A 25,877-nucleotide genomic window follows, 5' to 3' on the forward strand; every position below is an offset into this window, starting at 1 on the left:
ATTCATTCTACGGACGCGTCAAAATATGAACCGCGTTGATGCTGTTCGCACCGATATCAGGGAGGGAGCCGAGCAATTCCTTCATGGTTCGGCGAAGGATCGGATGCACGTGCTCTGGCGCGATTTCAGTCAGAGGCGCAAGAACAAATCTCCTCTCCGTGAGAGCGGGATGCGGCAGCGTAAGCGAAGAAGTGTTCACAATCAGGTCATCTACCAGCAGCAGGTCGAGATCGAGTGTGCGCGGCCCTTTCGGAGTACTGCGATTGCGGTCGCGTCCAAAGCTGCGTTCAATCACAAGAAGCTGTTCCAGAATTAACTCCGGCGCAGCAGCCGTGCGAAGCGCAGCCACGGCATTTGCGAACGAAGGCTGATCGACCAATCCAACCGGGACTGTTTCGTAGAGCGAGGAGCGCGCGACGACTTCGCCAACCTTGCTGAGAGCGTGGAATGCGGCCTCAATCGTCTCCGCGGGCGAGCCCGCTAAAGAGGGAAGGTTCGATCCCAGGCCAATATAAGCCATGTGCATGTCAGTCAATGTCATCGTGAGGTCTGCGCAGGAACAGTTTACGATCATCGGAAGAGCATTTTTGATATGCGAATTGCTTTCTTCGGCGGAACCTTTGATCCGCCTCATCTCGGACACCTGACGATCGCCCGTGCGGCGGCTGATCGCCTGTCTCTCGATCGCGTTCTCTTCGCGCCCGTCGGCAGCCAGCCGCTGAAGCAGGATTCCTCTATCGCCGCCTTCGCCGACCGTATGGCGATGGTAAAACTGGCCGTTGCTGGCGATCCACGTTATGCCGCTTCCGATATCGACGCGCCGCGCGCAGATGGTCAGCCAAACTACACTATCGATACCATTCTTCGGTTGAAGGACACGTTGAACGTCGAAGACCGGATCTTCTGTCTTATCGGAGCCGATTCGTTTCTATCCCTGCGCCACTGGTACCGCGCATTTGAGCTTTTGTTCGCTTGCGAATTTATTGTTGCCGGGCGCCCCGGCTTCGATCTGGCCGATGCAGAACAATCTCTGTCGCCATCAGCGCGCATTGTCGGCGACCCGATGCACACTCCCGGCCTCGATACCGTGAAGCTCACAAACGACGCGGGAAAGCATGCCACCCTTTATTTTCTGCCGGATCTGCATGAAGATATCTCCGCTACCGAGCTGCGAGAGGCACTCGCGAAGCCAGGTACACCGGCGCAGGAGCTGCCGCCATCGGTAGCGGAGTATATTCAGCAGCACCATCTTTATCGTGGATAGAAACTCGATGCCTCTGGCGCTCAGAGTGCCGTCCACGCTACGATGAAGCGTTGCACCGAAAGAGAGCATCCCAAAAAGAATGGCATCCACCGAAACCCGCAAAATGGTGCTGGCTGCCGCAGCAGCCTGCGAAGACAAAAAGGGCGAAAACACCCGCGTCCTGGAACTGGATCCCGCTGATTCAGGCTTCACCGACTTTTTCCTTATCACCAGCGCCGCAAATGACCGCCAGGCAGTCGCTATTGGTGATGAGATTGAGCTTCGCCTGAAGCGCGAGTTCGGTACTTATCCAAACTCGGTTGAAGGCCGAAAACAGGGTGAATGGATCCTGATCGACTACGTTGACTTCGTAGTCCACATCTTCCTCGATGAGAAGCGCGCTTTCTACGATTTGGAGCGACTCTGGAAGTCTGCGCAGGCCGTCGATCTGGAGGCACTCAAGGCCGCGCTGACTGAAAAGGTCGTCGCCAGCCGTAAGAAGAGCGTGGCGAAGAAATCTGCAGCGAAGGCGACGCCGAAGAAAGCAGCGAAGTCAGTCCCCGCGAAAGCTAAAAAAGCTGCCGCGAAAAAATCCCCGGCAAAAGCGCCGTCGAAAAAAACTACTCCCAAAAAATAAGATGAGGCGCCGCACGGGCGCCTCATCTTATTTGTCCTCTTAGCGTCTGTTAGAAGACCACCTTCAATGCGCCCTGAATCTGGCGAGCACCAGTCGTAGCATCATTCTGTTGAATCTGGCTCTGCGAAATACCGAAGGTCGGCGAACCGAGCGTCAGAGAGGATGCAGTAGGCGAAGACAGATTGGGGTGATTGAGCACGTTGTAGCTCTCTGCCCGGAAGACTAGCTTCACCTGCTCGAAGATGGTTTGGGTTTTTTGGAAGACCACATCCGTATTCACGAAGCCCGGCCCGATGAATTTGTTCCGGTGAATGGAGACATTTTCATCAAACGGAGCGTTCGAAAATGCAGCCATGGATGGGCCGGTGATTTTGCCATTAGCAGTAATGGTTCCGCGCTGCGATGGATAGGGGCTGCCGATCAGCTCAGGGCGGTTGTTCACGCTGGTGTGGAGGTTATCGACGGTGCCGCGGAGGTCGAAGGGCAACCCGGTTTGCACCTGCTGGATTCCGGAAAGCTGGATGCCTTCAAAGATGCTTCCGAGGATGCCGTTAGAGAGGTACTTCGCGCCCTGGCCAATCGGAAGGGCATAGGTGATTGCAGCAGTTCCGCGATGACGCACATCGAAGTCTGAATTTCCGTATTCCGGCAGCAGATCAAAGGAATTGCGTGGGAATCCGCTGTTCCCCGCTCCGGGAGCCAGCGGATCGCTTCCATTGTCGAGCGAATGCGCGTAAGTATAGCTGCCTAACAGGGACAGACCGCCGGACTGATAGGTCACCTTGGATTGCAATGCATTGTAGTTAGCGCTAGATATAGCCGTCTGGTAGAACTCGTGAAAGAACGCCGTATTGTTGACCGCAGGATCGGTGATGGCGCTTCCCTCGTAAAGAGCCGTACGCTGGGCTGCGTTCTCGCAATCATTTGCGCTGTTGCCGTTGGCTTCGCAGGCTGAGATCACGCTGGCAACGAGAGCAGGTTGGGGCGGCGCGCCATCAACCTCTCGCAGCACGTGGGTGCTGTGGCTCGCGACGTAATTGACCTCCAGGCCAAGCCCATCGCCGAACTGGTGCTGCACACCAAGGTTCCATGCCTGGTTGCCGGGCATCTTCAGGTGTGGGTCAATTACGACCGGTTCGTTGAAGTCTCCGTTTGTGATGTTGACCGATGGGGTGAGGGTGCCGGGGTAAGGCTGCGTCGACGCAACTGGAGTTGCAGGCGGCGTGGAGGTGAAGGGAAAGGCGTTATAGTCGACTTGGAAGGGTGGATTCGACTTGGCATTTCCAAAGAGGTTGTCGAAGATGCGGTCGTGAAAGATGCCGTACCCGCCGCGGATAACAGTCTTACCGTTGCCGACTGGATCGTAAGCGAAGCCGATGCGCGGCTCGACCATTCCCCAATTGTTGGCATAAAGCATGCGGCCGGTGCCGGGCCCCACCGACGTAAAGGTGAAGTATCCGGAGGCAGGCAACGGCGCCGAAGCATCCCCGTAGAAGTTTGAGAAGTTGCCATCGTTTTCATAGGGAACGCCGTTGAACTCATAGCGCATCCCAAGAATAGCTGTGAAGTTCGGCGTAACCTTCCAGGTATCCTGCCCGAAGACGGCCCACTCGTGTTGACGGAAGCGTGTCAGGTCATTGGGACTGCGCACCCCCTCGCGGGTAAAGAATTGGTTCTGGGTCTCGTTGGCAATGGCTCCCTGCGCACCCCATACTGAATCTTCAAAGCCGTTCAGGCTGGGAGAATTGGGATCCCCGTTCCAGGCGTATGCCGGAGCATCAAAGTCACTGAAGACATTGAAAGAGAGTTGGTCGCGTGAGCTGAAATTGTCGTAGTCAGAATCCTTGATGCTGCGGTATTCGCCACCGAATTTGAGGCTGTGTGCGCCCTTAACGATGGAGTAGGTATCGGCGAACATGAGCGTAGAGCTGAGACGCGCCTGCCCATTGCTGTCGCCCAGTTCCGCGCAGCCAAATGAATTGCCCGTGCTGGAGAGGAAGTAAGGAAGGAAAAGATCGCGGCCATTGCCAAAGGAATCTGTCCCCGTCACTGCATCGAAGCCGGCATGCCCGCAGAAAAAGCCGGCGTTGTTCTGGTTGTAGCCAGCGCGGAAAAGATTGGTGCTGCTGGGCGAGAGGGTCGATGCTAGCGAAATGACTCCGTTATGCGTAGTGGCAATGACGGCGACCGCGCCGTAGCCCGGAATGACTTCGTCATGGAAGGGATTGGATTCGTTCGAGTGACCGTATTGATAGCGGACGGTCAACTGGTGGCGGCTGGTAAGCGCGTGATCGAAACGGCCTATGAAAGTGTAGCTGTTCAGGCTATCCGGCGAAGGGTAAAAGTAGGTCGAGCTGATGCCGTCGCCGTTGTCTACCTGTCCGAGCGGAAGGACGCTCAGAACGTGCGAGATGAGCGGGTCCTGGCCAAGTTGTGAAAAATTGTTGGGGTTACCCGGCGTGGTCAGGTTCACCGGGGTCTGGCTGCCATCGGTGGGATCGATATAGGTGTAAACGCCGCTCTTATAAGCAGCGGTTGGCACGATCTGGTTATTGGTGAGCGTTGTACGGAAGCGCTGCGCCTCACCGTTCAGAAAGAAGAAGGTGTGATCTTTCCAAATTGGACCGCCGACCGATGCGCCGAAATCGTTACGCACATAAGGATCCTGCGGACCATTGTCCTTGGTGTTGAAGAAGTCACGTGCGCCGAGCGCGTTGTACCTGCCAAACTCGTAAACATCTCCGTGGAACTGATTGCTTCCCCCGCGTGTGACCACATCGATGATCGCCCCCGTGTTGCGGCCGAACTCAGCGTCAAAATTATTGGAAATGATACGGAATTCCTGTGCCGAATCCGGATTGGCGGATGATACGCCTCCCTGGCCCCCCGGAACCGAAGTGTCGTTGTTGTCCGCGCCGTCGAGCATGAAGTTATTGTTGCGGTCACGCTGGCCATTGACTGAAAACCCGCCCATATTATTCGAAGCGGTAACCGCCCCGGGCGATAAAAGCACAAGCTGGTACGGGTCGCGAAGAATCAGCGGCAGATCATTGATCTTCTTCGAATCAATAATGGTGGAAAGCTGGAAGCTGTCAGTTTCGACCGGCGTTAAGCTCTCGGCTCCCACATTCACTGTCGTGCTTGCTCCACCCACGGCAAGGCTCACGCGGAGAGGCACGGTCTGAGCGACGGTAACAACCACGTCATCAAGAGTCGTATCCTGAAAGCCAGGCGCGCTCACCACCACAGAGTAATGTGCTGGAGAAAGAGCTGCAAACGTGAAAACGCCAGCCGAGCTGGTCACTGTGGTCTGCACGATACCGGTGGAATTCGAGGTAGCGGTGACGTTCGCTTTCGGCACGGTAGCGCCGCTCGGATCAAGGACCGTCCCGATGATGGAACCTGTTTGTGCGTAGGCGCCGGCCGAGAAAATCAAAGCACCGAGCAAAACCAAGAAACTGCAGAGCAATCTGGACTGCCACGAAACTTTAAACATGAACCCGACGAGTGCAATTCGTTAACCAAATAGACATCAATCCGAATAGTAATGACAAATTAGTAAACTAATTGCGGAATTCATTCGTCTAAAGTTTACGAATTTTTCAAAGTTTTTGTTCATTTCAACGCTCACACGATCTATTTTGCCGTGGCGTTTGTATGAAAAACCATACGAAAATCCGGCTTCCTGTATAGTGGGTGACTGCAATCTGTCATCTATGGATATTTCCCTCCTCTCGATTGCCACCCGTACTCGCAGCGAAACACACGATCCTGCTCTAAGGCTTTATCTTGAACGCATTGGCGGCTATGCTCCGGTGCGGCAGGATGTGTATCGCACGGAGAACGCGCTCTTTGAGGCATTGGATCGTCAGCGCGGACGGACCCAACCCATCCTCGTCCTGCTCGACAGTCGGGGAAAGCAATTCACCTCGGAGCAATTTGCACAGTGGCTGGGCAAGCAGCGGGATCAGGGCCAACAGATCATTATTTTCGCTATCGGACCGGCGGATGGCTGGTCGGAAAACTCCAGAAAACGCGCCAACCTGCTGCTCTCGCTCGGGCCGATGACGCTGCCGCATGAACTCGCGCGTGTCGTGCTCAGCGAGCAGGTCTATCGGGCATTTACAATCCTATCTGGGCATCCGTATCACACGGGCCACTGAGGTTTATGACCGAATCACGCCCCGAATCGCGTCGAGGATTGATCCTTATCAACACCGGCCCCGGAAAGGGTAAAACCACGGCCGCCATGGGCACCGCCCTGCGTGCCGTCGGCAATGGCATGAAGGTGCTGATGCTGCAGTTCCTCAAGGGTTCGTGGCATTATGGCGAATTGGACGCAGTTGAGGCTTTCAACGGCAACTTTGTCATGAAACAGATGGGCAAAGGCTTCGTGAAGATCGGCGGCGCTGAGACCGATCCCGAAGATATCCGCATGGTCGAAGAGGCATGGGAAGAGGCGCGTCAGGCTATCCTCTCCGGCGAATGGGATATGGTGGTGCTCGATGAAATCAACTACGCAATCAGTTATGGCATGCTTGACCCGGCAAAGGTGGTAGCAGCACTCCATGAGCGCCCGGAGATGGTGCATGTCATCCTTACTGGACGCAACGCGCACCCTTCGCTGGTTGAAATTGCCGACACTGTGACCGAGATGCGCGAAGTAAAGCACGCCTACCAGAAGGGAATTCTGGCGCAGCGCGGCATTGAGTATTAGAAAGGAAAGGCATGTCCTGGTTTAAGCGGCAGGAATACAAAATCGAGAACGAGGGAGAGAAGACGGTCCGCACTGAAGGTCTCTGGATCAAGTGCGACAGCTGCGATCAGGTGATCTTCAAGGCCGATCTCGAAGCGAATCTCCACGTCTGCCCTAAGTGTGGTCATCACTTCCGTATCAGCGCGCGGACGCGTATCGATCTGCTGCTGGAGCCGGGCTATGAAATCGTCGATACCGAGCTGAAATCCACCGATCCGCTCAAATTTAGCGATCTCAAGTCTTATAAATCCCGTCTCAAGAAGGCCCAGAAAGACACCGGACTGAACGATGCCATTCTGAACGCCGTCGGAAAACTCGGTGACCATGAAATCGTGCTCTCGGTCATGGAATACGCCTTCATCGGCGGAAGCATGGGCGCCGTAGTGGGAGAGACCATCGCACGCGCCGTTGACCGCGCCTATGAATCTCGCAAGCCGTTGATTATCGTCGCCGCCTCAGGCGGAGCGCGCATGATGGAGGGCATTGTAAGTCTCATGCAGCTGGCAAAAATTTCCGCCGCTCTCGGGCGTCTCGACGATGAAAAAATTCCATTTATCTCCATCCTCACCGATCCGACCACCGGCGGCGTAACCGCAAGCTTCGCCATGCTGGGCGACCTGAACATCGCCGAGCCAAATGCGCTTATCGGCTTCGCCGGCCCTCGAGTCATCGAGCAGACGATCCGCCAGAAACTGCCCGAGGGTTTCCAGCGCTCAGAATTTCTACTGGAACACGGCTTTCTCGATGCCGTCGTGAACCGCAAAGAGATGAAGAGTTACCTGAGCCGCGCCTTGGATTTTATGAAGCAGCCTTCACAGGATAAGGTCGCCGGTTGAGTAGCCAGTCATAGCGATTGGGGGCCACATGGATTTCAGCTAAATTCCTCTCGTTAATGAATTTAGCTGTATTACTGCCCGTCTGAAGGATAGCTATTTATCCAGAATTTGCCTTCGACTCGCCTTTAAACCTGAGCCTCGGCGATTTTCTTCATGGCTACCAGCAGATAATCATCACCGCCGACCGTGTCTTTGTAGCGCTGCTCTCCATTCGCGACCGCAGTGAAATCCCCTTGGCGCACCTCCAGCGTGGATGCATCGGTTCCGCGATCTTTCACCTGAAACGTCATCGTCAGGTAGTTCTCCGGAACATCCGAAAGAGCGGGATTATTGGGGTCAATTACGGTGTATTCGAGCAGATAAGGCGCGTTAAAGGTGACAATTTTGCCCTTTACGTAGACTTTGCCGTCCGCGGCGCCGCGCCAGAGCAACGGTGACTCCGGTTTCCAGTCGGTCTCCGCCTTGCAGCCGAACATATATTGCGGAATGAATTCGTTGTCCGTGAGAATCTTCCAGAGAGCCTCTGCGGGTGCATCAATGTCGATAGTTTTTTCAATAAAACGTTCGGTCATGCGGTTTTTAGCCTCGTCCACCACTGTACGCAAAGTGGCTTATCGATGATTGTAAAAACGCGACAAGAATCTGCTGCGAAAGTGGAAGAGTCATTCGATCCGGCACTCGGTCAGCCGCGCGGCGTACTTCGGCATCCGCCCGCTGCGGCGGGAACCTTTCGCCACGCGCGTCGCAGCGCACCAGCCGAACTTGCACCCTGGGTCGATCATTACTGGATGGTTTATTGGGACCTACGTGGCCTCCCGCCTCGACTGGTAGAAACGCTGCCTCATCCGAATGTGCACATCGTTTTCGAGAAGCCGGAATCGAAGGTCTGGGGTGTTTCCACCAGCAAGTTTTCGCGCATGCTTGAGGGCCACGCTCACGCCTTCGGCATCAAGTTCACACCCGGCGGATTCTTCCCATTCTTCCAGCGTCCTGTAGCTTCGCTTGCGAAGATCTCTATTCCGGTCAGCGAAGTCTTCGGTGCAGCCGCAACCGTTCTGGAAAAATTCATCTTCTCCACCGAAGACGAAGACTCGATGACCGCCGAAGCGAATGCTTTTCTGCTGCAACGCCTGCCAGCTCCGGATGACAAGGCCACCCTCGCCCGGCAGATGGTGGAACGCATTCTTCGCGAGCGCGATCTGCTTACGGTCGATGATCTCTCTGCGCGCTGCGACATGAGCCTCCGTTCCCTGCAGCGGCTCTTCAGCCAATACGTCGGAGTCAGCCCCAAATGGGTGATACGCCGCTATCGATTGCATGAGTTGCTGGAGCAAATCCATTCGGGCATGCAGATCGACTGGGCGCAGCTTGCCGTAGAACTCGGATACTTTGATCAGGCGCACCTTATTCGCGATTTCAAGTCGATCACCGGCTACGCGCCCACCGAATATACCGGCATACAAAGCGTCCAGAGAGACAACTGAGGACATTAGCGAGTATGCTTCTGGAAAATCGTTTTACTTCATCGGAGTGCATGGCTTGCGGCTGCGATATCTTTTCTGTTTGATCCTGCTTGTTTTTGTATGCACGTATGGCGCGCATGCCGAAACCGGTGAAGCCGCGTGGCTTCACTACGCCCCTGTTCAAGATTCCCGGCTGTACGCAGCTTTGCCCGGAACTGTCATCTCTCTCAACGACAGCGTTCTCGCGAAGAGCGCAGCCAGGGAGCTTTTGCAAGGCGTCTCCGGCATGCTGAGACGTGAGCTGCGCGTCCGGACGCAAAAAGAGATCGACGCCAGCGCATTTGTAATTGGTACAGTTACAGAAGTACACCGACGCTTTCCAGATCTTCCGGCGACGGAAATCGCGGATGACGCTTTCTATCTGAAAACGCTGCACCATCGCGGCCACACGTATATCGTCATTGCCGGAGCCAATGAGCGCGGCATTCTTTACGGCGCTTTCGCTCTCCTGCGTCGCATCGCGCAGCAACAAAGTCTCGCCAATCTCGATGACAAAGAAACGCCTGCGGCTCCTATTCGCTGGGTCGATCAGTGGGACAACCCGGACGGCAGCATTGAGCGCGGCTATGCTGGGCGTTCGATTTTTTTCGACAACGGCCATGTCCGCAGCGATCTCACGCGCGTGAGTGAATACGCACGTCTTCTCGCCTCAGTCGGCATCAACGGCTGCAATGTGAACAACGTCAACGCCGCTGCCGATACGCTGAGCACAGCATCGCTTGAAGAGCTTGCCCGCATTGCCGATGCTTTCCGTCCATGGGGCGTGCGCATGGCGCTTTCGGTAAACATCGCCAGCCCGCAGACCATTGGACATCTCGACACATTTGATCCACTCGATCCGCGCGTCGAAGCCTGGTGGAAGAGCAAGACGGATGAAGTCTATCGGCTCATTCCTGACTTCGCCGGATTCACCGTCAAAGCGGATTCTGAAGGCCAGCTTGGTCCCTCGAACTATGGTCGCACTCCTGCCGATGCCGCCAACACGCTTGCTCGCGCACTGAAGCCGCATGGAGGAGTCGTTCTCTATCGCGCTTTCGTATACAACCATCATCTCGATTGGCGTGATCCAAAGGCCGACCGCGCTCGCGCCGCCTACGATATCTTCCATCCGCTCGATGGCGAGTTTGAAGACAATGTGGTGCTGCAGATTAAGCATGGACCTATCGACTTCCAGGCGCGCGAGCCGGTATCCCCGCTGATCGGTGGTCTCGGACGTACGAACGAAGCGATGGAGGTGCAGGTCACGCAGGAATACACCGGACAGCAACGGCATCTTTGCTTCCTCGTTCCCATGTGGAAGGAGGTTCTCGACTTTCACATGTACGCTGAAGGCTCCGACCTGCACGCGAAACCAGAAGGTACGCCCGTCAAAGAACTCATCGCAGGCAAGAGCTTTCATCGTCCGCTCGGAGGCATGGTCGGTGTGGCCAATGTCGGGCTCGATGCGAACTGGCTCGCGCATCCGCTGGCCATGGCGAATCTCTACGGCTTCGCCCGCCTCGCTTGGAATCCTGATCTCACACCGAAAATCATCGCCGAAGAATGGACGCGCCTGACCTTCGGCAATGATCCCGAAGTTGTGAAAACTATCACCGCGATGCAGTTGGCGTCGTGGCACATTTATGAGAGCTACACCGGGCCGCTTGGCGCAGGCACCATGACCGACATTATCGGCGTGCACTACGGTCCCGGCATCGAATCATCAGAGCGCAACGGCTGGGGCCAGTGGCATCGCGCGGATCACGATGGTATCGGCATGGATCGCACTGTAGCCACCGGAACCGGCTACATCGGCCAATATCACGAACCGGTTGCCGCCATGTACGAATCGCTGGCAACCTGCCCGGATGCCCTGCTGCTCTTCATGCATCACGTTCCCTATACCTACCGGCTGCACTCAGGCAAAACCGTCATTCAGCATATCTACGATTCGCACTACGAGGGCGCGGAGGCTGCGGCGAATCTCATACCACAATGGCAGACGCTCAAAGGCCGGATGGATGATGAGCGATACGAAGACGTGCTGAATCGCCTTACCTACCAGGCAGGACACGCGATTGTATGGCGCGATGCCATCAGTGAATGGTTTCTCAAGACTTCCGGTATCCCTGACGACAAAGGCCGCGCGGGGCATCATCCCAACCGCGTGGAAGCCGAGTCGATGCAGCTCAAAGGCTACGCGCCTGTCGATGTTACGCCATGGGAGACTGCTTCCGGTGGCAAAGCCGTAATTTGTGAGCTAGCAGAGCCGTGCTCAGCAAGCTTCGCATTCAGCGGGAAGCCCGGACGCTATCAGATATCCGCGCAGTACTTCGACACCAACAACGGCGCAGCAGGCTTTCGCCTGCTCATTAATGGCAAACAAATGGATGCGTGGACAGCCGACGACTCGCTACCTTCGCCAAAGATGAATGGCCATACCAGCACGCGGCATACGACGTCGGACGTTGCGCTACAGGCCGGCGATACGATCCAAATCGAAGGCCTGCCCGATCATGGTGATAAGGCAGGCCTGGACTACGTTGAGATCGATCCGGAATAAATTACTGGCCGGATGTTAGCTACCAAGCATTTCGAGCAGCGTATCGAAGTCCTCGAGCCGCGAATACTCAATGATGACCCGGCCTCGGCCCTTCTTATCCTCAATGCGGACTTTAAGACCAAGGGAGCGCTGCAGCCGATCCTGCGCTTCACGAACGTTTGGATCGACCGGCTTTTCCTTCGCCTTATCTTCGCTGCCGAGCTTTTTCTCCGGGTTCATCAATCCCTGCACGTAGCTCTCAGTCTGTCGGACGGACATGGAGAGTGCGCCCACTTTTTGCGCTGCCTTAAGAATAGTTTCCGGGTTTTCGAGCGGCAGAAGGGCGCGTGCGTGACCGAAGCTCAATGCTCCGCCTTCGACCTTCTCCTGCACTTCCCTGGGCAGCCGCAACAAGCGCAGAAAATTCGAAACTGAAGCGCGGTCTTTGCCAGTGCGTTGTGCCATCTGTTCCTGCGTAAGCTTGAATTCCTTCCCCAGGCGGTCAAAAGCGCGCGCCTGCTCCATCGGGTTCAGGTCGGCGCGCTGCAGATTTTCGACGATGGTCATTTCCATCGCCTGGACGTCGGAAACCTGGCGAATGATCGCCGGAACCGTATCTTTGCCGGCCTTTTGCGAGGCAAGCCAGCGGCGCTCGCCGGCGATCAACTGGAAGCGGCCACTCGCCAGCGGCCGTACGATGATCGGCTGCACGACTCCAGTCGCGGCAATGGAGTTGGCCAATTCAGCCAGTTGTTGTTCATCGACACGGCTGCGTGTCTGGTAGGGATTGCGGTCAATTTCCCCGACCGGGATCTCATGCGGCCTTCCGGTCACTTCTTTTTCTGCCTGTTTTGGTGCAGGCTCAGCCACAGGAGCGGCAGTCGCCTGCACCCGCGGCAGCAGCGATTCCAGACCTTTACCCAGGGCCCGACGTTTTGGAGCTTCAGTGGCTGTCGTCATAACGTATCCTTTCCAGTTTTAGGCGTAGGGCCAGAATTTGATTTCTTTTTTGCTGCGCTTGGAGGCTGCGGCTTTTCGTTCCCTGGCTTTAGGGCTCTCTATCTTGTTGCGCTGCAGCAGTTCTTCCGCAAGCTCTGTGTAAGCCTCGGCTCCGCGGGAGCGTGGGTCGTAGAGAATGACCGGCTTGCCATAGCTGGGTGCCTCGGCAAGGCGAACATTTCTGGGAATGGCCGTTTTCAGCAGCTTGTCTTTGAAATACTCACGCAGGTTTTCCGTCACCTGCTGGGCAAGATTCGTGCGGTCGTCATACATGGTCAGCAGTACGCCTTCAATCTCAAGCTTCGGATTGAAGGATTCCCGAACCCTGTCGAGGGTATGCATCAGCTCACTGATGCCCTCCAGGGCGAAATATTCGGCCTGCATGGGTACGAGCAGCGTGTCGGAAGCTACGAGAGCGTTGAGAGTGAGAAGATCGAGCGCGGGCGGACAGTCGAGAACAATGAAGTCATAATTTTCGCGTTCGGAGGCGAGAGCTTCCTTGAGCCGTTGTGCGCGATTTTCATTTTGGATGAGCTCTACATTGGCGCCGATAAGGTTTTTGCTCGAGGGAATCAGCTTCAGGGTCTCGATTTCCGTAGACAGGATGGTTTCGGCCACGGTGGCTTCGCCGAGGAGAATGTCATAGGTAGATTTCCGCTCGTCGTCGCGAGGAAATCCATAGCCCCCGGTCGAGTTGGCCTGCGGATCGCAATCGATCAGAAGAGTCTTTAACCCTTCGAGGGCAAGTGCAGCGGTGAGATTGATGGTGGTAGTAGTTTTTCCCACTCCACCCTTTTGATTTACGACGGCCAGAATCTTACTCATGAGGATAGGAAGAGACTAAAGATCATGGCTGCGGAATTCAAATGGAAAGGCCTGTGCAGAACTGGACATAAATTGTGGAAGACTTTTTGGAGGGATCCGGAGGGCACCTCTAAGTTGTCGGATAGCTGCGAGATACACGGCAGCAAACGGAATCCATTGCGCGAAGTTAATTGAGGACATCCGTGGAAAACTCTGATGTTCCACGTGGAACATTATGTGCTTTTTGGGGATATGAATGCGGTGTTCCACGTGGAACATGATCAGGGTTTTTGACCAATCAGGAGGCAGCGTTGGTCGGAATTTGGAATTGAGAGAGAAGGCTGCCAGTCGAGCTGACTCATGTCAGCGATCAAGGCAGGGCTGGAAGTGGCTGTTGTAAGAAGAACCAGATAGCCACCTAAAGATACAGCCTTGACCGCGGCGCGGCAGGCATTTTGCATTTTGTCGACCGCCCGGAGGGTGACTGCCTGGAATTGCCAGTCAAGCTGCTCAAGCCTGCCCTGGTAGACGTCGGCATTCCCTAATTTTAGTGTTCGAACGACTTCCCGTAGGAATGACGCCTTTTTCGATTGCGATTCTCCGAGGGTCACAAAAATTTCGGGACGGCAAAGCGCAATGGGAAGGCCCGGAAATCCCCCGCCTGAACCAAAGTCAAGTAGAGTAGGGATATCGGCTGGGAGCTTTTGGGCCGCAAAAATGCACTCGATGAAATGCCGGGTCAGAATTTCTTCGGGTTGGCGCACCGAAGTCAGGTTGAGGCGTTCATTCCACTTCAGGAGAAGCGCCAGATACTCTTGAAAGCGCTCAAGGGCCTCTTCCGGAAGAGGTTGAAGGCCGGCATCAAGAACAGCCTTTTCGATCAGTACAGCCGTCATAAAACAACGGATTCCTGTATCGGCCGGGGCTTCCAGCTGCGGGCTGCCGCAATAAACTGGCGAAAAATATCCTGTGAACCCGAACTTTGACCAAATGTACGTTCGGGATGCCATTGAACGCCCAGAACAAAATGTTCTCCCGGCTGCTCCACTGCCTCGATTGTGCCGTCGGGGGCGGTCGCCACGACCTTTAATTGATCTCCCGGAACAGCGATGGCCTGATGATGGCTGCTGTTTACAGGCAGGGTGGGGGTAAATCCATGAAAATACTGGGATTCCGCGGCAATCGCGACCGGATGTGCTTCGCTGATCTCGCGTCCAGCCTTGTGGTTCAGGTCGCTGGAGAGGTTCTGGATCAGCGTTCCGCCCTTCCACACATTGAGTGACTGCGTTCCGTAACAGATGCACAGCAGGGGCTTATGCAGGTTAAACGCATCCTGCAGCAGCAGTTCGTCGACTGCCTCGCGGGCCGGATCGGCTTCGGCGCACTCTGGAATCGGCTCCTGCCCATACTTCTGAGGATTCAGATCAGCCGGGCTGCCCGGCAGAAGCACCCCTGCGCAGGAGGCAACTATCTTTGCGACTGCGGCAGGCGTTTCTGACAGGGAAATTGGCACAGCGATGCCGCCTGAGGCTTCTACCGCCTGGGCATACTGCGGCCAGGTACGCTGGTTATATTCCAGTTCCGTGGAGTTAGGCTCCGGGATGGCGATGCGAGGTGGTTCGCTCATAATGCATTCTCAGGAATTTCGGTAATGGCCTCAAGCGAGGGCTGTGCCGGGAGTTGCAGGTAAGAGTGCGCGTAATAGAGGCGGCAGATCTCGTCGCTCAAGCGCGCCGTCAGCTCTTCCGTCTGCCGCATGGTGTAGCCGACGGTCTCAATCGGCTCTCCCACTGCCAATGTGATAGGTACCGGATAAAACTGACCGGTATGAATCGGCAGCAGTTCATGCGTTCCAATAAGAGCCATGGGAACGATCGGGACCTGCGCTCGGATTGCCATAAAGGCCGGGCCATTCAGGAAAGCACTCGGGTGGCCGCTGTCGGAGCGACCGCCTTCGGGAAAGATAAAAAGCGGCATGCCCGATTTCAAAGTCTTTACGGCGCCGCTGAGGCTTGAAATGGAAGCGCGCGGGTTGTCGACATTGACCGGCACCTGTCCGGACCGATTCAGATGCCACCCGATGAAGGGCAGCTTCCAGAGGTCATGACGGGCCACAATGCGGAACTGAAAGGGCAAAGTGCTGAAGATCACCGGCGTATCCATATAGGAGAGGTGATTGCAGGTATAAACTGCGACCTTATGCTTACGCAGGTTTTCGGCTCCCAGGATCGTAACCGAGCAGGCGCTAATAAATACTGAGGCGCGCGCCCAGGCCTGAGCAATCCGATGCTGGAACCTGCCGTCTTTCTCAAACAAAGATGCGGCAAGCGACAGGCTGCCGAAAAATGCTGTGGAGGCAAAAAATGCAGGCCCTTGCAGAAAAAGCGATAATGCTCGATTGGCAAGAGGCAGCGGATTGGGCCGCGGACCGAGTGGACGCCGAGTGCTCATTTCGCCAGCTCCGCGCGCAACTTGCCTACAAGGTAGACGGAGCCGGTTCCGACGATCAATCCGTTTGCCGGCGTAATCGCCTCGGCGCGTTTCAATGCTCTTTTAGCATCAGCACAGGCTTCAAAAGATGCGCCCGTGGCGACCGATGCTGCAATCAGTTCGTCCATAGTTGCCGAACGTGGCGAATCGACGGGCGTGAGCAAAACATGATCGAAGAGTGGAAAGAGAATCTGCGTGATTTCCGCAATGGCCTTATCGCGCAGGCAGCCGAAGATGAGCGTCTTCGGAGATTGCGATTCCATTCCAGCAAGCATCGCACGCAATGCCCACGCACCAGCTGGGTTGTGACCTACATCGAGCAGGATCGTCGCACCGTTCGTTGCGGCAAAGCGTTCCATTCGGCCAGCCCAGCGGGTTTCGCGGATTCCGCGTGCAATATCTTCAGCGTTAATTTTGTAACTATTACGGTTACGTATTTCAATTGCGGTGGCAATGGCCAGCGCGAGATTGCGCTGCTGGTGCTGGCCCGTCAGCGGAGAGTCGATCTCAATCATCTCGCCCAGCACTTGCAAAGAGTAGCGATTGCCTTCGCTTTCAGGCTGTGTTGTGCGCGATGGAATATATTCGGCTGCGTTGACTCCCTGCACATCGAGCGTTACGGCTACGTCGCCGATGGCGTAATTTGCTTCAGGATGCTGCGGCAACGTCACCATCACGCCATTTTGCCGCAAGATGCCCGCTTTTTCGCGTGCAATATCGGTAATTGTCGGGCCCAGCCATTCGGTATGATCGAGTGAGATGTCGGTAATCACAGAGACGAGCGGCTCAACGATGTTCGTCGCGTCAAGCCTGCCGCCCATGCCCACTTCGAGTATGGCGATATCGACATTTACTTCAGCGAACGCTACAAAAGCAACGGCTGTGATGCTTTCAAAAAAACTTGGAGGTGCGGGCAGCTCGCCTGCATCGACAAGCCTGCGCGCCGTATCGTCGACTTGGAAATAAAAACGGGCGAAGTCGTCATCGTCGATATCCGCACCATTGATGCGAATGCGCTCGTTCACGCGCGCCAGGTGCGGCGATGTGTAAAGGCCGGTGCGGTACCCGGCGGCCTGCAGAATAGAAGCCAGCGTGGCAGAGGTAGAGCCTTTGCCGTTGGTCCCTGCAATCAATACTGAAGGAAATTTTTTTTGCGGATCGCCCAGTGCGGCGGCGAGAACGCGCATATGCTCAAGCTCAAACTTGCGCCGCGGCTGCCCGGCAGGAACATGCAGCTCCCCGGCAAGCGCGAACAAACTTTCGATGGCGTCAGCATAGGACATGCATCGATTTTAGTTGATCCTTAGCGCTGCACTCAGCAACAACATTACGGGTTTCTACTCTGCCGGAGGTGACGGCTTACCCGCCAGATCGCAGGCGCGCCACATGTACCAGCTTGCGACCGAGCGCCACGGCTCCCAGCGCTTGCCGCGCCGCAGCATCTCTTCCGGTTTGGCCAGCATGGTGGCGTCAAACGGCTTGTTCTTCGGCAATTTTTTGAATGTAAGCGAGAAACCTTTACGCACACCGTAATCGGTGATGGGGAAAACGTTGGGCCTGCCGAGCCGGAACATGAGCAGCATCTCCACCGTCCATTTGCCGATACCGCGCACCGCCGTCAGCCGTTCGACGATCTCGTCATCCGGCATGCGCCGAATCTGGATCAGCGTTGGAACCGTCCCATCCAGCGTCTTGGCGGCGAGATCGCGCAGTGCCTTGCTTTTGCTGGCGGAAAGACCAACCGAGCGCAACATATCGTCACTTGCCTGCAATAGATGCTCCGGGCTGGGATGAATCTCCCCAAAGAGCGTGAGCAGACGTTTTAGAATCGCCGCTGCAGCCTTTCCGTGGAGCTGTTGGTAAATAATTGATTCGAGCAGCGCTTCGAAGGGCGAGTGCTGGCTTTTTAGCTTCACCGAGTAGGGACCGGCGCGCGCAATCAGTTCGCCGAGTTTGGGGTCGGCAGCCGCAAGTTCGCGGCAGGCCAGGGCGGCATCGTATCGTACAGAGCGGCGTCCGTCGGTCATCGCAGCAAGTGTACGCGAAATCGCGGACAAATAGGGAACAAATGGCGAAGAAAATGACGAGTCGTGGATTTTTGCTAGACGGGCAGGAAATTTTCGCGGGCAGAGAGATGGAAATCCGTTCGCCCTGGGATCAGAGTGTCATTGGAAGCGTGCGAGAAGCGGAACGAAGCCACGCCGTTGAAGCAGTTCGTCTCCTGGATAGGGCATTTGCCACGACACGAACGCTCGCCAGCTATGAGCGAAAGCAGATTCTGGAGAAAGTTGCCGCGAGTATTGCAGCGGCGAAGGACGAGCTTGCCCAACTCATTGTTGCTGAAGCGGGAAAGCCGCTCAAGGCCGCGCGTGTCGAGGTCGATCGCGCTGTCCTGACGTTTACAACCGCAGCTGAGGAAGCTGTGCGCGAGGGTGGTGAAGTGCTCCCGCTTGATTTGCTGAAGGGCAGCGAAGGCCGATGGGGCATGGTGCGGCGCTTTCCGGCAGGTCCGATCTTCGCCATCACGCCATTCAATTTTCCTTTAAATCTGGTAGCTCACAAACTCGCGCCCGCTATCGCCGCGGGCTGTCCGATTTTGCTTAAGCCCGCTCCGCAGACGCCTTTCTGCTCTTTGCGCCTCGGCGATTTCATTCTCGAAGCTGGTTGGCCTTCGGAAGCTCTGGCTGTGCTGCCACTTACAAATGAGGACGCAGAATTCCTGCTTGAGCATGAAGATCGACTCAAAATACTCAGCTTTACCGGCAGCGCGAAAGTGGGCTGGGCATTGAAGCAGAAGGCAGCGAGAAAGCGCGTTCTGCTGGAGCTCGGCGGCAACGCTGCGATGATCGTCCACGGCGACTGGCCCGATCTCGCGGGCGCTGCGAAGAATATCGTCGTCGCCGGAACCAGCTACGCAGGACAGAGCTGCATCTCCGTGCAACGCGTGTATGTCGAGCGGCCCATTTTCGATGAGTTCATTCAGAATGCTGTTCGTCATGCGGGAACGCTTGTCTGCGGGGATCCTGCGAACGAAGCGACCGATGTCGGCCCCGTCATCCGAACAGCAGAGGCGGAACGCATCGAAAGCTGGATGGACGAAGCGCGGGCCGCAGGCGCCACTGTGCTTACCGGAGGCTCACGCGAAGGCAATATGGTGGAACCGACGCTTCTCACCGGCACGCGCAGTCCCATGAAGGTTCTCGATGAGGAAGCCTTCGCGCCAATTCTCGCTATCGAGCCATATGATGATTTCGACGCCGTCCTGAACGAAGTCAACCGTTCGCGTTATGGTTTGCAGGCTGGACTGATGACTCGCGATGTGGGCAGAATCTTTCAGGCTTACGAAAAGCTCGATGTCGGCGGTCTCATCGTCGGCGATACCCCGACGTGGCGGCTCGATCCGATGCCTTATGGCGGCGTGAAAGACTCTGGCATGGGCCGCGAAGGGATTCGCTACGCCACAGAGGAAATGACTGAGCGCAAGCTGCTGGTGATGGCGCTATAGCCTATGCCGAGGGACGCTAATTCCTATGATCCATGAAGGTGCCTCTCACAGCCCTACGCTATAGTTGAGAAGAGAAATGGCCACGAAGCTCACCACGATCGCCACACCGCAAGGACCGAGCGCTACGCTCATCTATAACGACTGGTATCCGGCCATGCGCAGCGAGTTGCTGCAAGGCAAAGAGCTTCAAACAGCAATGCTCATGGGCATTCCGCTGGTGCTGGGCCGAAAGACCGATGGGCAACTCTTTGCGATGCGCGATAGCTGTCCGCATCGCGGTATTCCGCTCTCGTGCGGATGGTTTGATGGTCAGCAGCTTACGTGCAAATACCATGGCTGGGCCTTCGAACCGGTAAGCGGACAGTGCAAAGAAATCCCATCGCTCACCAGCCATGACACGCTCGATGCGACACGCATTTACGGGACTGCTTTTCCTTGCGAGGAACGCGATGGCTATGCGTGGGTCTACGTGCCTGAGCCGGGGTCGGGCCGCGTACGCGCCGACGAGAGTGTATTGCCGCCGGTTCCTGAGACGCCGAAATTTGGCCCACGCTTTCGCAGTCAGCACCTTACCGCCGAGCTGCCCTGCAATGTCGATCACGGCATCATTGGACTGATGGACCCGGCGCACGGCCCCTTCGTGCATCAATCGTGGTGGTGGCGGAAGCAGGCCAGCATTCACGAGAAAGAAAAGCACTTCGAACCGATAGATCAAGGCTTCCGGATGTCCTCGCATGCGCCCTCAGCCAACAGTGCGCCTTATAAGCTGCTCGGCGTCTATGGCGAGCCAATTACGACCACCATCGACTTCGTTCTGCCAAACCGGCGTTACGAAACCATCCGCGCCGGAGATAAATGGTTCTCAAGCCTCACAACCGTAACACCTACAGTTGCAAATGCCTGCCGTATCGATGTTTATGCTGCCTGGAATGTGTTTTATCGTGTTCCATTTGTAACAACCATAGCTACATTATTCGGCAAACGCTTTGTAGAGCAGGACCAGGTGACGATGATTCAGCAAGCCGAGGGGTTGAAATACGATCCCACGCTGATGCTCATCGATGACGCGGACCGACCGGCGAAGTGGTATTTCGCGCTCAAGCAGGCACGGCTTGAAGCAGCAGTCAGCGGTCAACCGATGCGGCATCCCATGGATGGGCCGGTCACGTTGCGCTGGCGCAGCTAAAAAATAAAGCGCTCAGCCAGCGGCCATTGACTCCGCCAGTTTCTGCGCATCTTCGTCTTCTTCAACGACCAGCTCATCGACGCGTATCCTCATCTGTCTGCCCAACTCTCGGAAGCGCTCTTCCCACTCTGCGGGCAGCTTCTCTTTGCGAGAGAGCTTCAGCGTGTCATACCAGATATTCTGCGCCTGCCAGATATTCAAGTCGAATGGCAATTCCGACAGCGTTCGCGCAGTCAAAAGAGCATCGTCGAGACGGGCCATATTCTTAAATTCCGCCTGTAGACGAACCATGACGCGCTTCATCTTCTGGTCAGCGATGTAGCTTAGTTCGACTTTATCCACATCAATCTGATCAGCCGACGACAACCCGCGATAAGCTCGCACCTGCACTGCATCAATTGGTTCGCTTTCAAGAGCTCGTCTCAGGCCAGCATTGATGGCAAAACTAGCAGCCAGGCTCAATGACGGCGGTTTTGGCACGCCGGCCTTACTCAGGAAATGCAGCAGCGATGCGTGGTCCTTGTAAATCGAGATCAGGCTCGATTCGACTTCGGAGATGGTTGTGCTCAGGATCTGCTTGATAATTCTCCGCTGCTCATCTTTGAAGAGCGACTGCACGGAATAGGTCTCGGCTTTGAAATGACGATCGAAGAGGCGGATCAGCGCGGGAAAGTCTGCCCCAATCACGGCCGAGCGAGCCTTCTGCACAAAGTCTTCGTATTCGTCCATTCGCGATGGGTCGAAGGATTTCACTACCGCGGTAATATTCTGGTCGCCGAAATGCACAACGGCGTAGATCAGAGTCTCCGGTTCCTGCGTGATCTGCGAAGCAATCCGTGCTCGCCCGAAGAGCAGCCTTCCCCGGCCAGATGTAACCACTTCGTAGCTGATCCTGCGAATGGAATAACAGAACAGCTCCGTCTCTTCCGGATAGCTGGAAAAAATGGAACTGATCGCGTAATGCGCTGCCACCTGTTCGAGCCCGACCTGCATCTTCTTGATATGCCGCTGGTAAATAGCCGCGCCATCTCCTTGCTCCGGAATATTGCTCTTTGCCTCCTGCAGTTGCCTGACGAACTGGTTTTCGAGCGCCGTGCCGTCGGCGCCGAAGACCTCGCCAGCCAGTTGAAGCAGGCGTCCGGCATAGGCAATGATCTGCACTGTCTCAATACCGGAAACCTCATCGAAAAACCAGCCGCAGCTCGTGTACATAAGCAGCGCCTGCCGTTGCAATTCCATCAGCTTGAGGGCTGTGATCCGCTCTTCGGCACTTAGCTCGTGTGTGGTCTGCGCAGCAAGAAACTGAGCCACCGTCGAACCGCTACGGCTCAGAATCACAGGGATGTAAGCATCGCGAGCGGCCCAGACATTGTGAAACAGCTCGGCGCCAGCTCTTTCGGTCAACGGAGCCACCGCATCTCGCAAGTCGTCCAGCGCCTCGCGCAGCGGTCTGCGCCACTGTTGGTTCCAGTCCGGATGCGAGCCCATGTTGCAGCCGCAGTTTGACCGCCATCGTCCGACTCCATGCGCGCAGCTCCAGGATGAATCTTCGACAATCTGCGCTTCCTGCGTTGGCGGAAACTTCGCCAGGAACTCGCCGTAATTTGTAAGCTGCACGTCAGGCTTGCGCTCGATCAACTTCAGCGCGTAGGAAAGAGCCATCTCCCCGTGCCGGTGGTGATGACCATAGCTTTCGCCATCTGTAGCGACGTGGACCAATTGCGGTCCAGGCGCATCATCGAACCCATTCACCAGGCGCGCGGCGAAGTTATCGCCGCTGTTCAAAATGCCCTCAAACGCAATTGCCTGGGAGCGAGCGCCATCATAGAAGAACACGGCAATCTCGCGCCCTGTCTTCAAACGAATCAGGTACGGCCTGCGCGTATCTACGGTGCGCGCATTCACATCCGACCACGCCGCCTCAGCGTCGCCATCGGTTGTCTCCGCGCTTTTCTTTAGCGGACGAACCCGCGCACATTGCCCCGGCGCCAGAACTGTGAAGAGAATTCCATGGTCGGCCAGTAGTTCCAGCGTTTCAGAATCGACAGCGGTCTCCGCCAGCCACATGCCCTCCGGCTGCCGTTCAAAGCGGCGTACAAAATCAGCGATTCCCCAGCGAATTTGCGTCGTTTTATCTCGCATGTTCGCCAGCGGCATAATGATGTGGTTGTAAACCTGCGCCATCGCCGAGCCGTGCCCAGAATAGCGATTCTGGCTCGCGAGATCGCCTTCCAGCACCATGCGATAGGTGCGAGGTGCGCAAGCCTCCAGCCACGATAGAAGCGTTGGGCCGAAATTGAAGCTGATATGCGAATAGTTATTCAGAATGCGGGTAATTTCATTCTGCTTATTCACAATGCGCGAAGCGCCGTTCGGCGCGTAACATTCCGATGTGATGCGCTCGTTCCAGTCATGGAAAGGCGCGGCCGAATCCTGCGTCTCAACCTGCTCAAGCCAGGGATTCTCACGTGGGGGCTGATAAAAATGCCCGTGAATACAAACATAATGGTCGATCTTCGGCATGCAGGAAGGGCTCCGGTCGTTTTGCTGCTTCCATTGTAGGTGCAGCAATTTTCAGCACGAAGCTCAGTCAAGCCCTGTACACTGTCGTTTCATAACAAATCGGAGCAAATCGAAACCAATGGTTCGTAAATCTGCACTACTCCTTCTCCTCCTGCTTCCCTTCCTCGCCGCTGGAAATTCCTCGTTTGCTGCCGAGCACACCTTCAAGGCGGAAAACGGCAAGTTCACGCTCGACGGCAAGCCGTTCCAAGTCATCTCCGGAGAAATGCACTACGCCCGCATTCCGCGCGCCTACTGGCGCGACCGCTTCAAGATGGCCAAAGCCATGGGTCTGAATACGGTGACGACATATGTCTTCTGGAATGAGCATGAACAGCGCCCCGGCATTTACGATTTCTCCGGAAATAACGATGTAGCCGAATTCATTCGCGAAGCCCAGGAAGAGGGCCTCTACGTTATCTTGCGTCCCGGCCCATATGCCTGTGCGGAATGGGAGTTCGGCGGCTTCCCGGCATGGCTGCTCAAGGATCACAGCACCGTCGTTCGCTCCAGCGATCCGAAGTTCATGGATCCAGCCAGGAAATGGTTCATGCGCTTAGGCAATGAGCTGGCTCCGCTGCAGATCGGCAATGGAGGCCCCATCATTCTGGTGCAGGTGGAAAATGAATACGGCTCCTTCGACAAAGACCACGACTATATGGAGCAGGTTCACCACGCCATTCTCGATGCCGGATTTACTAAGGCGCAGCTTTACACCGCAGATGGTCCTGAACAAGTCCCGAATGGTTCTTTGCCTGAATTGCCAGTCGGCATCAACTACGGCCCCGGCGACGCAAAGAGCGGCTTTGCCCATTTGAAGAAGCTGCGCCCCGAAGGGCCTTTCATCAACAGCGAATATTGGGACGGCTGGTTTGATCATTGGGGATCGAAGCACGCCCAGACCGACGCCAAGCAGCAAGCCAACGACCTCGACTGGACACTGCGCCAGGGATATTCCATCAGCCTCTACATGTTCCACGGCGGCACCAGTTTCGGCTGGATGAACGGCGCCAATTCTGACGGCAAAAATTATGAGCCGGACGTTACCAGCTATGACTACGACTCGCCGCTCGATGAAAGTGGAAGGCCAACCCCGAAATACATCCTCTTTCGCGACGTCATTTCTAAAGTTACCGGCGTTACTCCGCCTCCGGTTCCACAGATAGCGCCAGCCATCACGGTGCCGTCCTTCACGCTTACGCAGTCGGCCTCGCTCTGGAAGAACCTGGGAAAGTCCACGCATAGCGAACAGCCGCTTTCGATGGAAGACCTCGACCAGGCCTACGGCTACATTCTTTACCGCACCACCCTCAGCGGACCGGTCAGCGGCGACCTCGTACTCGATCAGCTGCATGACTACGCAAAAATCTACGTCGACGGCAAGCTTGCTGGAACGTTCGACCGCCGCCTGAACCAGAGCACCCTGCCGCTCAACGTCACCGCATCCAAAGCGCGGCTCGACATCCTCGTAGAGAACACAGGCCGAGTGAATTTCACCAAGGTTATGCGCGGCGAGCGCAAAGGCATCACCAAAGAAGTCACGCTCGCAGGCAAGCCCGTCACTGGATGGGAGATCTACCCGCTGCCTATGCAGGCACCAGAAAAATACAGCTATAGCAAAGAACCGTGCTCCGGAGCCTGCTTCTACCGCGCAACCTTCAACATTGAAAAGCCGGCGGATACCTTCCTCGACACCAGTGCGTACACCAAAGGCCAGGTCTGGCTCAATGGCCGCGCCCTGGGGCGAGTCTGGAACATCGGGCCGCAGAAGACCCTCTACGTGCCCGCGTCGTGGCTCAAGCAGGGCGAAAACGAGGTCGTCGTCCTCGATCTGGAAGGCGAGCCCAACCGCACGTTGCAGGGGCTCGATCATCCAGTGCTGAACGCAGCGGTGAAGAAGTAATCTGTGACTATGGAAAAGCTCGACCAGCTTCTGACTGAAGCACGCAACCCGGCCACCGCCAATCTCGACCAGCTCTCCACGCTCGATCTGCTCCAGACGATGCACGACGCCGACCGAGATGTGCTCACGGCGGTCGAGCGCGAACTGCCGCACATCGCGCAGGCCATCGATGCCATCGTCGCTCGTCTCGACAACGGCGGTCGGCTCTTTTATGTCGGCGCAGGCACTTCAGGCCGTCTTGGCGTGCTCGACGCCTCCGAGTGCCCGCCCACTTACAACACACCGCCGGAACTGGTGCAGGGCCTCATCGCAGGCGGCGACGTAGCTCTTCGCCGTTCCGTAGAGCGCGCTGAGGACGATGCCTCGCAAGGCCAGCGCGACCTCGAAGCCCACGCCTTCAGCGGAAAAGACGTGCTCGTCGGCATTGCGGCCAGTGGACGCACGCCCTACGTGCTCGGCGGCCTCGATTACGCATGCAGTCTCGGAGCCGCTACCATCGGCCTCAGCTGCGTGCCTAATTCGCAGGTGGCACAGCGGGCGGAGATCGCCATCACGCCGGCCACCGGGCCCGAAGTAGTTACAGGATCGACACGCATGAAGGCGGGTACGGCAACCAAGCTTGTGCTCAACATGCTCTCGACGGCATCGTTGGTGCGTCTCGGCTATGTTTACGGCAACCTGATGGTCAACGTGCAGCCCACAAACGTAAAACTGCGCGACCGTGCCGCCAGAATCATCGCCACTCTTACCGATGTGTCACACGAAAAAGCCGCGGCGCTGCTCGATGAGGCAGGCTCAGTGAAAACAGCCATCGTGATGCAGCGTCTTGGACTCTCTCGCGCAGAAGCCGAAACAAAACTGCAGGCGGCCAAAGGAAGATTACGCATCGCTCTCGCCTGACCCTCTGCTAGA

At 56.3% G+C, this 25,877-nt stretch carries 22 protein-coding genes; 11 read left to right on the forward strand and 11 right to left on the reverse strand.

The window, feature by feature from the left end; genetic code table 11:
- Positions 1-7 precede the first annotated feature (7 nt).
- Positions 8-541, reverse strand: a complete 534-nt coding sequence (folK, locus tag GSQ86_RS22265; protein WP_254062556.1) for a 2-amino-4-hydroxy-6-hydroxymethyldihydropteridine diphosphokinase — start codon at positions 539-541, stop codon at positions 8-10.
- A gap of 51 nt (positions 542-592) precedes the next feature.
- Here folK and nadD point away from each other — a divergent pair, with 51 nt between their 5' ends.
- Together nadD and rsfS are read left to right on the forward strand one after the other, a co-directional pair.
- On the forward strand, positions 593-1,264 hold the full coding sequence (gene nadD, locus GSQ86_RS22270; protein WP_158752333.1) for a nicotinate (nicotinamide) nucleotide adenylyltransferase: 672 nt from the start codon (positions 593-595) through the stop codon (positions 1,262-1,264).
- Between the two features lie 79 nt (positions 1,265-1,343).
- On the forward strand, positions 1,344-1,880 hold the full coding sequence (gene rsfS / locus GSQ86_RS22275; protein ID WP_158752334.1) for a ribosome silencing factor: 537 nt from the start codon (positions 1,344-1,346) through the stop codon (positions 1,878-1,880).
- A 49-nt stretch (positions 1,881-1,929) separates the two neighbouring features.
- On the opposite strand, the gene GSQ86_RS22280 is transcribed toward rsfS, so the two are convergent.
- Positions 1,930-5,328, reverse strand: coding sequence for a TonB-dependent receptor (locus GSQ86_RS22280; protein ID WP_158752335.1), 3,399 nt, complete (start codon positions 5,326-5,328; stop codon positions 1,930-1,932).
- 268 nt (positions 5,329-5,596) lie between these two features.
- Here GSQ86_RS22280 and GSQ86_RS22285 point away from each other — a divergent pair, with 268 nt between their 5' ends.
- From GSQ86_RS22285 to accD, 3 genes are read left to right on the forward strand one after another with little or no spacing between them, the layout of a single operon-like run.
- Positions 5,597-6,043, forward strand: coding sequence for a 23S rRNA (pseudouridine(1915)-N(3))-methyltransferase RlmH (locus GSQ86_RS22285; RefSeq protein WP_158752336.1), 447 nt, complete (start codon positions 5,597-5,599; stop codon positions 6,041-6,043).
- A gap of 5 nt (positions 6,044-6,048) precedes the next feature.
- Entirely contained in the window at positions 6,049-6,597 is a 549-nt protein-coding gene (cobO, locus tag GSQ86_RS22290) for a cob(I)yrinic acid a,c-diamide adenosyltransferase (protein WP_158752337.1), read from the forward strand.
- Between the two features lie 11 nt (positions 6,598-6,608).
- Positions 6,609-7,472 (forward strand): acetyl-CoA carboxylase, carboxyltransferase subunit beta, encoded by an 864-nt coding sequence (accD, locus tag GSQ86_RS22295; RefSeq protein ID WP_158752338.1) that lies wholly within the window; start codon positions 6,609-6,611, stop codon positions 7,470-7,472.
- A gap of 125 nt (positions 7,473-7,597) precedes the next feature.
- On the opposite strand, the gene GSQ86_RS22300 is transcribed toward accD, so the two are convergent.
- On the reverse strand, positions 7,598-8,044 hold the full coding sequence (locus tag GSQ86_RS22300) for an SRPBCC domain-containing protein (protein ID WP_158752339.1): 447 nt from the start codon (positions 8,042-8,044) through the stop codon (positions 7,598-7,600).
- 45 nt (positions 8,045-8,089) lie between these two features.
- On the opposite strand from GSQ86_RS22300, the gene GSQ86_RS22305 reads away from it, so the two are divergent.
- Together GSQ86_RS22305 and GSQ86_RS22310 are read left to right on the forward strand one after the other, a co-directional pair.
- Positions 8,090-8,956, forward strand: coding sequence for an AraC family transcriptional regulator (locus GSQ86_RS22305; protein ID WP_158752340.1), 867 nt, complete (start codon positions 8,090-8,092; stop codon positions 8,954-8,956).
- A 79-nt stretch (positions 8,957-9,035) separates the two neighbouring features.
- Positions 9,036-11,537, forward strand: coding sequence for an alpha-glucuronidase family glycosyl hydrolase (locus GSQ86_RS22310; protein WP_158752341.1), 2,502 nt, complete (start codon positions 9,036-9,038; stop codon positions 11,535-11,537).
- 15 nt (positions 11,538-11,552) lie between these two features.
- Here GSQ86_RS22310 and GSQ86_RS22315 read toward each other — a convergent pair whose 3' ends face one another.
- The 7 genes from GSQ86_RS22315 to GSQ86_RS22345 all read right to left on the reverse strand — a co-directional run bounded on the left by GSQ86_RS22315 (position 11,553) and on the right by GSQ86_RS22345 (position 17,836).
- Positions 11,553-12,476, reverse strand: coding sequence for a ParB/RepB/Spo0J family partition protein (locus GSQ86_RS22315; protein ID WP_158752342.1), 924 nt, complete (start codon positions 12,474-12,476; stop codon positions 11,553-11,555).
- Between the two features lie 18 nt (positions 12,477-12,494).
- Complete coding sequence (locus tag GSQ86_RS22320) at positions 12,495-13,340, reverse strand: ParA family protein (protein WP_158752343.1); 846 nt, start codon at positions 13,338-13,340, stop codon at positions 12,495-12,497.
- 260 nt (positions 13,341-13,600) lie between these two features.
- Positions 13,601-14,215, reverse strand: a complete 615-nt coding sequence (gene rsmG / locus GSQ86_RS22325) for a 16S rRNA (guanine(527)-N(7))-methyltransferase RsmG (protein WP_158752344.1) — start codon at positions 14,213-14,215, stop codon at positions 13,601-13,603.
- Positions 14,212-14,946, reverse strand: coding sequence for a gamma-glutamyl-gamma-aminobutyrate hydrolase family protein (locus tag GSQ86_RS22330; protein WP_158752345.1), 735 nt, complete (start codon positions 14,944-14,946; stop codon positions 14,212-14,214). The genes rsmG and GSQ86_RS22330 overlap by 4 nt, the downstream gene beginning before the upstream one ends.
- The gene (locus tag GSQ86_RS22335; protein WP_158752346.1) at positions 14,943-15,770 is read right to left on the reverse strand and encodes a 1-acyl-sn-glycerol-3-phosphate acyltransferase; all 828 of its coding nucleotides are present in this window, start codon (positions 15,768-15,770) and stop codon (positions 14,943-14,945) included. Before GSQ86_RS22335 ends, GSQ86_RS22330 begins: the two co-directional genes overlap by 4 nt.
- Positions 15,767-17,092, reverse strand: coding sequence for a folylpolyglutamate synthase/dihydrofolate synthase family protein (locus GSQ86_RS22340; RefSeq protein ID WP_158752347.1), 1,326 nt, complete (start codon positions 17,090-17,092; stop codon positions 15,767-15,769). Before GSQ86_RS22340 ends, GSQ86_RS22335 begins: the two co-directional genes overlap by 4 nt.
- 54 nt (positions 17,093-17,146) lie before the next feature.
- Positions 17,147-17,836: a DNA-3-methyladenine glycosylase gene (locus GSQ86_RS22345; protein WP_158752348.1), complete on the reverse strand. Its 690-nt coding sequence runs from the start codon at positions 17,834-17,836 to the stop codon at positions 17,147-17,149.
- 41 nt (positions 17,837-17,877) lie between these two features.
- On the opposite strand from GSQ86_RS22345, the gene GSQ86_RS22350 reads away from it, so the two are divergent.
- Together GSQ86_RS22350 and GSQ86_RS22355 are read left to right on the forward strand one after the other, a co-directional pair.
- The gene (locus tag GSQ86_RS22350) at positions 17,878-19,314 is read left to right on the forward strand and encodes an aldehyde dehydrogenase family protein (RefSeq protein WP_254062557.1); all 1,437 of its coding nucleotides are present in this window, start codon (positions 17,878-17,880) and stop codon (positions 19,312-19,314) included.
- Between the two features lie 76 nt (positions 19,315-19,390).
- Positions 19,391-20,500, forward strand: coding sequence for a Rieske 2Fe-2S domain-containing protein (locus GSQ86_RS22355; protein WP_158752349.1), 1,110 nt, complete (start codon positions 19,391-19,393; stop codon positions 20,498-20,500).
- Between the two features lie 12 nt (positions 20,501-20,512).
- On the opposite strand, the gene GSQ86_RS22360 is transcribed toward GSQ86_RS22355, so the two are convergent.
- Positions 20,513-23,023: a DUF3536 domain-containing protein gene (locus GSQ86_RS22360; RefSeq protein ID WP_158752350.1), complete on the reverse strand. Its 2,511-nt coding sequence runs from the start codon at positions 23,021-23,023 to the stop codon at positions 20,513-20,515.
- Between the two features lie 118 nt (positions 23,024-23,141).
- On the opposite strand from GSQ86_RS22360, the gene GSQ86_RS22365 reads away from it, so the two are divergent.
- Both GSQ86_RS22365 and murQ read left to right on the forward strand, forming a co-directional pair.
- Positions 23,142-24,965: a glycoside hydrolase family 35 protein gene (locus GSQ86_RS22365; protein ID WP_158752351.1), complete on the forward strand. Its 1,824-nt coding sequence runs from the start codon at positions 23,142-23,144 to the stop codon at positions 24,963-24,965.
- Positions 24,966-24,974: 9 nt separating this feature from the next.
- Positions 24,975-25,865, forward strand: a complete 891-nt coding sequence (gene murQ / locus GSQ86_RS22370; protein WP_158752497.1) for an N-acetylmuramic acid 6-phosphate etherase — start codon at positions 24,975-24,977, stop codon at positions 25,863-25,865.
- Positions 25,866-25,877 lie beyond the last annotated feature (12 nt).

Source organism: Acidobacterium sp. S8, from assembly GCF_009765985.1.
Lineage (GTDB): Bacteria > Acidobacteriota > Terriglobia > Terriglobales > Acidobacteriaceae > Alloacidobacterium.

Bases quoted from the DNA above. Each gene is read 5' to 3' on its own strand.
- folK (WP_254062556.1), bottom strand. From the start codon at position 541: ATGACATTGACTGACATGCACATGGCTTATATTGGCCTGGGATCGAAC.
- nadD (WP_158752333.1), top strand. From the start codon at position 593: ATGCGAATTGCTTTCTTCGGCGGAACCTTTGATCCGCCTCATCTCGGA.
- rsfS (WP_158752334.1), top strand. From the start codon at position 1,344: ATGGCATCCACCGAAACCCGCAAAATGGTGCTGGCTGCCGCAGCAGCC.
- GSQ86_RS22285 (WP_158752336.1), top strand. From the start codon at position 5,597: ATGGATATTTCCCTCCTCTCGATTGCCACCCGTACTCGCAGCGAAACA.
- cobO (WP_158752337.1), top strand. From the start codon at position 6,049: ATGACCGAATCACGCCCCGAATCGCGTCGAGGATTGATCCTTATCAAC.
- accD (WP_158752338.1), top strand. From the start codon at position 6,609: ATGTCCTGGTTTAAGCGGCAGGAATACAAAATCGAGAACGAGGGAGAG.
- GSQ86_RS22300 (WP_158752339.1), bottom strand. From the start codon at position 8,044: ATGACCGAACGTTTTATTGAAAAAACTATCGACATTGATGCACCCGCA.
- GSQ86_RS22305 (WP_158752340.1), top strand. From the start codon at position 8,090: ATGATTGTAAAAACGCGACAAGAATCTGCTGCGAAAGTGGAAGAGTCA.
- GSQ86_RS22315 (WP_158752342.1), bottom strand. From the start codon at position 12,476: ATGACGACAGCCACTGAAGCTCCAAAACGTCGGGCCCTGGGTAAAGGT.
- GSQ86_RS22320 (WP_158752343.1), bottom strand. From the start codon at position 13,340: ATGAGTAAGATTCTGGCCGTCGTAAATCAAAAGGGTGGAGTGGGAAAA.
- rsmG (WP_158752344.1), bottom strand. From the start codon at position 14,215: ATGACGGCTGTACTGATCGAAAAGGCTGTTCTTGATGCCGGCCTTCAA.
- GSQ86_RS22330 (WP_158752345.1), bottom strand. From the start codon at position 14,946: ATGAGCGAACCACCTCGCATCGCCATCCCGGAGCCTAACTCCACGGAA.
- GSQ86_RS22335 (WP_158752346.1), bottom strand. From the start codon at position 15,770: ATGAGCACTCGGCGTCCACTCGGTCCGCGGCCCAATCCGCTGCCTCTT.
- GSQ86_RS22340 (WP_158752347.1), bottom strand. From the start codon at position 17,092: ATGTCCTATGCTGACGCCATCGAAAGTTTGTTCGCGCTTGCCGGGGAG.
- GSQ86_RS22345 (WP_158752348.1), bottom strand. From the start codon at position 17,836: ATGACCGACGGACGCCGCTCTGTACGATACGATGCCGCCCTGGCCTGC.
- GSQ86_RS22350 (WP_254062557.1), top strand. From the start codon at position 17,878: ATGGCGAAGAAAATGACGAGTCGTGGATTTTTGCTAGACGGGCAGGAA.
- GSQ86_RS22355 (WP_158752349.1), top strand. From the start codon at position 19,391: ATGGCCACGAAGCTCACCACGATCGCCACACCGCAAGGACCGAGCGCT.
- GSQ86_RS22360 (WP_158752350.1), bottom strand. From the start codon at position 23,023: ATGCCGAAGATCGACCATTATGTTTGTATTCACGGGCATTTTTATCAG.
- GSQ86_RS22365 (WP_158752351.1), top strand. From the start codon at position 23,142: ATGGTTCGTAAATCTGCACTACTCCTTCTCCTCCTGCTTCCCTTCCTC.
- murQ (WP_158752497.1), top strand. From the start codon at position 24,975: ATGGAAAAGCTCGACCAGCTTCTGACTGAAGCACGCAACCCGGCCACC.